Raw genomic sequence first — 5,316 nt, 5'->3', positions numbered from 1 at the left:
TAAGGTATTACCAGAGTATATGGTGCCTAGTGTATTGGTTGAGATTGACTCAATACCATTAACAGTAAATGGTAAGTTAGATCGTAAGTCATTACCTGATCCTGAATTTGTTAATAAAGATAGTTATATAGCTCCAAGTACTGAGTTAGAATCTAAAGCTTGTGAGATATTTGCAGATGTATTAGGATTAGATATTTCTGATATAAGTGCTGATGCTAATTTCTTTAGGCTAGGTGGAAATTCAATATTAAGCATTAAGCTTAAACAGAGACTGAATCAAATTGAAGAATTTAAAGATATAACAGTAGCAGATATATTTACGTATAACACGGTTAAGGGATTAGTTAATAAGGTTAGTTCTGAAGTTGATAATTATAATCTTCCAAGTTTAGCTTCTAATAACTCACATGAAATAGCTATAATAGGAACTTCAGGGGTGTTTACAGGAACAAATACTGTAGATCAATTATGGAGCTTATTAGAGTCAAATGACGAAGCAATAGAGTTTTTAAATGTTGATGAATGCAGAGAGCTAGGAGCATCAGAAGAATTACTTAATAATCCTAATTATGCTCCAGTATCAGGAAGAGTTAAAGAAATTGATTTATTTGATCCTAGCTTTTGGGGTATATCACCTATTGAAGCTAAACAATTAGATCCACAGATACGTAAATTTATAGAGCATTGTTGGTATGTGTTAGAACAAAGTGGTTATTCTCAATCAAGAAAGCAGGATATCATAGGCGTCTTCGCGGGGATGGGAGGTAGTAGTTATTTCTATGATCATATATTACATGGTGAGCTTAAAGATGAGATTAACTTATGGGAAGCAAGTGCATCTAATTCTAAGGATGCTTTAGCCACTAAGGTTGCATATTTACTTGGATTGACTGGTCCAGCTCATTCAGTTAATACAGCTTGTTCAACAGGGTTAGTATCTATAGTTGATGCTTGTGATAAATTGTCAGTAGGTAAGTGTAATATGGCTCTAGCAGGAGGAGTATCATTATCATTACCTGATCAAGTAGGATATATATATCAAGAAGGTATGATTTTATCTGAAGATGGACACTGTAAAACATTTGATGCAGATGCTAATGGAACAACAGGAGGATCTGGAGTAGGCGTTGTATTACTTAAGAGATTAGATGATGCAATAAAAGATAAAGATAATATCTTAGGGGTAATTAAAGGATATGCTACTAATAATGATGGCGATCGTAAATCAGGATATACAGCCCCATCAGTAGTTGGTCAAAGTGAATGTATTATTTCAGCACAAAAGATGGCAGGAGTAGATGTTAATGATATTGATTATGTAGAATGTCATGGTACCGCTACTAAATTAGGAGATCCTATAGAAGTTCAAGCACTTAAAGAAGCCTTCAAACATAATGGTTATAATAATGAAAATAAGAAAATTATATTAGGAGCTATTAAGGCTAATATAGGTCATACAGATTCAGCAGCAGGAACTGCTGGGTTAATTAAAGTAACAGAGATGTTCAAACATGACTTGATACCTGGGCAACCTAATTTTAATAAGCCGAATCCAGAGCTTAATATAGAGTCCACACCATTTGAGATATCTAAAGATAATAATCCATGGCTGTCTAATAAGTCTAAGCCAAGATTAGCAGGAGTAAGTTCATTTGGAGTTGGAGGGACAAATGCTCATGTAGTAGTAAGTGATTATTATCAAGAAGCTAGACAAATAACGAATGATGATAATCAATGTTATATAATTCCAATTACAGCTAAGAATAGAAAATCATTATTATCTTACCAAAAAGCTTTAGCTAATTATTTAGAAAATAATGAAGTATCACTAAGAGATTTAGCCTATACATTAACTTATAGAAGAGAGCACTTTAATTATAGAAGTAGCTTTGTAGCTAACTCTAAAGAAGAACTAATACAAAGTCTTAATACAAAGAATAACTATACTAAAATACCTAGAGAAGAAGATAATACAATAATATTTATGTTCCCTGGACAGGGTAATCAGTACTTTGGTATGGCTAAGGAGCTATATGATAATGATGAATCGTTTAAAGAGATAATCAATAAAACTATAGAGATAGCAGATAAATATTTAGATCAAGATTTAAAAGCAGTTTTGTTTAATAATAAAGAAGCTTCAGAATTAATAAATCAGACAGAGTGGTCACAGATATGTTTATTTGTAATAGAGTATAGCTTAGCTAAGTATTTAAATACTTTAGGTATTAACGCAGATGCATATATAGGACATAGTATAGGAGAATATGTAGCGGCTACATTATCGGGAGTATTTAAATTAGAGGATGCTATTAAACTAGTTATAGCTAGAGGTAGATGTATGCAGGCTATGCCTGAGGGATCTATGTTATCTATAAATGCTGAGAAAGAAGAAATACAAAACTATATCCAACAAAGTAATTGTGAGATAGCAGTTATTAATTCAATAGAAGATATAGTGGTCTCTGGAGAGAGCAATGATATAGATAATCTACATGCTTTATTAAGACATAAAGCTATCCCAAGTATTAAGCTTAATACTTCACATGGGTATCATTCTAGATTAATGCAGGAGGCATCAGATAAGTTTAAAGAAGCATTTGAAGGGATACAAATAAATAAACCTAAGCAAATAACAATATCTAATATAACTGGAGATATATCACAAGATGATATTACAACACCAGAATACTGGCAGAGCCAAATTAGAAGTACAGTTGAGTTTGCAAAAGGTGTGGAGAGATTATCTAATAAATATAATAATAAAGTTACATTTATAGAGGTTGGGCCTGGTAAGAGTTTAGTATCATCTGTTGATAAATATAAGAAGTATATAAATAATAGAAATATTCACACTATACAGTTACTGCCATCATATAAGCAGAAAGCTGAGTGGGATATAAGGTCACAACAAAGTATAGAAGCTATATTGTGGCAAAGTAATCTACAAAAAAAGATAAATAAAAGCTTAAAACACAGTACTAACCTTATAACAAATTTACCAACATATCAATTTGATTTTCAAAAATGTTGGATTAATAAGCTTCCTAAAGTAATTGATCAAGATGAATTAAGTATATTGCCAGAAGATAAGTGGTATAGTACACCGCAATGGACAATTATTGATGATATTAAATCAGCTAAATTTAAGTTATCTAGCCCTTTAATATTCATCTCGAATGATTCTCAAAAGGATTTATTTAAAGATATAACAGCTAATCCTTTATTTATTAAATTAGATATAAATAATAAGGATTTTATTCAAAATGATAATCAAATTACTATTAATCCAATAAGTGAGGATCATTATAGAGAATTATCGAATCACATAAACAATATAGAAAATATTGTTCATATATCTAGTTATATAAATAATGATGTACTTGAAGATAATTTATCATATGGTTTTTATTCATTATTTTTAATTAAGAAGTACTTATTACCAGTAAAATTATTTAAAAGATTATTAATATTAACTAGCGGATTATTCAATCTTAGTGATAACGATTATATATCAGCTAGTAATGGTAGTATGGTAGGAGCATTAAGAAATATAAATTATGAAAATCCTGATTTAAATGCTCAGATTATAGATATTGGATATAATAATGACTTGGCTAGTATATTATCTACAGTTAGTAAAGAAGGTTATTATAAAAGTGAAAGTCCGATAGCAATTAGATTTAATAAACTTTGGCAAGAAAGAATTTCTAAAATTACGTTAGAAGATAATAAGCAATTAACTATTAATGATAAAGATACAATCTTTGTAACAGGAGGTTTAGGGGGAGTAGCTTTATCAACAGCATTAGAGATATCAAAGCATCATAATCATATACATTTTATTTTAAGTAGTAGGACAGATATTACTAAGCTAAAAGTCACAGAATATATTCAAGAAAAGCTTAATATATTAGAGCTAATAAAAATAAATAATTGTTCGCTTGAAATATTGGCAATAGATATATCAGATGAATTATCTATAAAGCAGTTAGAGTCAAGAGATATACAAGGAATTATCCATACAGCCGGTGTAGAACCACTCCCTATAGATAAATATAGTTTGAGTGATGTTAAAGAGGCATTAAAAGCTAAGGTATATGGAATTAATAATATTTTAAATATTTTAGATATAAGTAAATTAAAATTTATAGCTATGACATCATCATTGGCTAGTATTATGGGAGATGTTAATAGGTTTGAGTATTGTGCATCAAATAGTTATTTAGATTATTTAGTTAAAGATAATAAATTTAATAATATAAATATTATTTCTATAAATTGGCCAGGTTGGCTAGACATCGGTATGGTTAGAAACCATAAGAAAATGGATTCTAATATTAAGCAAAATAAACTAGCTTCATTAATTGAAGCAAATGGATTTGATGCATCAACAGGATCTAGAATCTTTTATGAAGCTATAAATAATAATGTTAAGCAAGTTGTATTGTCGAAATTAGATATTTATAAATTAAATAAAAGACTATTTAATAACTTAGGTCAAGATAGTAAGTTAGATAAAAAAATATATATAGCAGAAGAATCCTATACAGAAAAGGAGAAGCTTATTGCTGAGACTTTTGCAGATATACTAGGTTTATCTGAAATATCAATATATGATGATTTTTTTGAGCTAGGCGGTAATAGTATATTAGCTATTAAGTTATCACATAGATTATCTAAAGAGTTAGATAAGCATATAAGTGTGGCTGACATTTTTGCATCCAAAACAATAGATAATATAAAAAGTAAATTAGATATAGACAAATGTCTGGTAAGGTGGGAATTTTAGAATGAGTATTATAGATTTTTTTGAATATTTAAGGCTCCATGGAGGAGCTATATGGTTTAATGATAAACTTTACATTGATATGCCTAGGGATTTAACTAGTTTAGAAAATAAACAATATATATCTTTAAATAAAGATAATATAGTTAATTTACTTTATGCTAATGACATTAATTCTCCTAAAAAGTTCATAGAGAATAAGATTCTAAAATTAGAGGTAGATATTTATCCATTATCCTTTGCTCAGGAGCGTTTATGGTTTATAGAGCAGTATGAGGGAGGAAGTAATGCCTACCATATACCAATGTTGGTATCTTTGAAAGAAGGAGTTAATGAAGAAGCTCTTAAGCAATCAATATTATCAATAGTATCAAGACATGAAGTATTAAGAAGTGTCTTTAGGCAAGATAATGAAGGTAATGATTATCAAGTTGTTTTAAATGATAGTTTAGTTATTAATGAATATAGTTATAAAGATATAGGTATATCCAAACAGATTGATAAAGATATTAATACACCATTTGATT

The 5,316-nt window shown here is 29.2% G+C and carries 2 protein-coding genes; both read left to right on the top strand.

Annotated elements, in window-relative coordinates; genetic code table 11:
• The first annotated feature begins 19 nt into the window (after positions 1-19).
• Positions 20-4,792: a type I polyketide synthase gene (locus tag F3D62_RS12215; protein ID WP_150468524.1), complete on the top strand. Its 4,773-nt coding sequence runs from the start codon at positions 20-22 to the stop codon at positions 4,790-4,792.
• A 1-nt stretch (position 4,793) separates the two neighbouring features.
• Positions 4,794-5,316: condensation domain-containing protein (locus F3D62_RS12210; RefSeq protein WP_150468523.1), on the top strand; the 523-nt coding region annotated here is incomplete at its 3' end.

The organism is Francisella sp. SYW-9 (assembly GCF_008711465.1).
GTDB lineage: Bacteria > Pseudomonadota > Gammaproteobacteria > Francisellales > Francisellaceae > Francisella.
This window is presented reverse-complemented; position numbering and strand designations above follow the sequence as displayed.

Coding starts and splice junctions, on each gene's coding strand:
- F3D62_RS12215 (WP_150468524.1), top strand. CDS start 20: ATGGTGCCTAGTGTATTGGTTGAGATTGACTCAATACCATTAACAGTA.